Below are 1,242 nucleotides of genomic sequence, written 5' to 3'. Positions count from 1 at the left end.
TTCCGAGACGTAGACAAAACCATAGAAAGTTCGGAGGCTATGCTACGAATTGGCTTTATTTCAATCCTGCTCAATAGGCTGGCCAAATAATAGTCCCAAACATACTCTTAAACAAATTCTTTATTTCAGTACCTCCACCGTGTTGATCTCTGGCCCACCACCGTGATTGGCCGAGCCCGCTACGATGTAGATTTTCCCATCGTGTACAATGGCCTGCGTACCATGCCGCCCCTGCTGTAGCCTCGGACCGGCGGTCCAGGTGTTTGTTTTCGGGTCCAGCGCTTCGGCTTCGTTGTGGGCCAGCAGCTGCACCGTTTCGCCCCCAATGATCCACACCTTGCCACCCTGGGTAACCGCCGTAGCACCCGCCCGCTGGGTTGGGATGTTGGATGTAGCGGGCAGCGTTTGCCACCGACCGGTCTTGAAGTCATACATGTCGACTTCGGCAATCGTCGTTTCGAGCACTTTGTTGATGCGGGCCGTTGAATTGCGGCCACCGGCCAGGTACAGCTTATCGTCTACCACGGCTGCCGTGATATGGTCGCGGGTGCGGGGTGCATCGGGAAGTCGTTTCCAGGTGTTTGTTTTCGGGTCATACTCATCGAACCAGGCCACATGCCCATCGTAATGGCCATCGGTGATGCCACAGGCCATATAGATTTTGTTGTTATAGACGACCACGCCCGCCGAGCCCCGAAGCCGTTCTTTGGGTATCTCCGGCCCTACGCGCCATTTGCCCTGTTTAGGGTTATAGATGTATATGTTGGAAATGGGCGTCTCGTGCGGGTACTTCCCCTGAAACGCACCCATCACATACAGTTCACCCTGATAGGTAATGGCCTGAAAGTGGTTCATCTCCACGGGTGGTGTGGGATGCGATTGCCAGACCAGCGTCTTCAGGTTCAGCGCTTCCAGTGGTTTCATGCCGCGCCCGCCTACGGCATACAGACTATCGCCGATGAGGGTAGTTGCGTTTTCGTGGCGCGTGGCGCAGGTGTTCTGGACCGTAACGGGTTGCCAGGTCTGGGCCGCAGCGGTCAGACTTCCGAGCAGGCCAAGGCAGCAGAGAAGCGGATGTTTGACGTTGATCATAGTGGAATAAATCGGTGAAAGGAAACGGACGACAGTTGCCACTAGTACTTGTCCAATTTAATTATTAGAATAATCTGATTTATTCATAGGATTGACCTGCTCATACCATCGTTTGAGTTTATCTTCAGCCGTAGCCACCGTGAAACTCCA

At 53.8% G+C, this 1,242-nt stretch carries 1 protein-coding gene; it reads right to left on the bottom strand.

Going from position 1 to position 1,242, the window contains the following annotated elements:
- Positions 1-120: 120 nt before the first annotated feature.
- Entirely contained in the window at positions 121-1,092 is a 972-nt protein-coding gene (locus tag FH603_RS28105; protein WP_186742678.1) for a Kelch repeat-containing protein, read from the bottom strand.
- Between the last annotated feature and the right edge of the window lie 150 nt (positions 1,093-1,242).

The sequence above is a fragment of the Spirosoma utsteinense genome (genome assembly GCF_014282275.1).
GTDB classification, from domain to species: domain Bacteria; phylum Bacteroidota; class Bacteroidia; order Cytophagales; family Spirosomataceae; genus Spirosoma; species Spirosoma utsteinense.
Note: the sequence above shows the minus strand (reverse complement) of the source record. Positions and strands in the feature narration are given on the sequence as shown.

Coding starts and splice junctions, on each gene's coding strand:
- FH603_RS28105 (WP_186742678.1), bottom strand. CDS start 1,092: ATGATCAACGTCAAACATCCGCTTCTCTGCTGCCTTGGCCTGCTCGGA.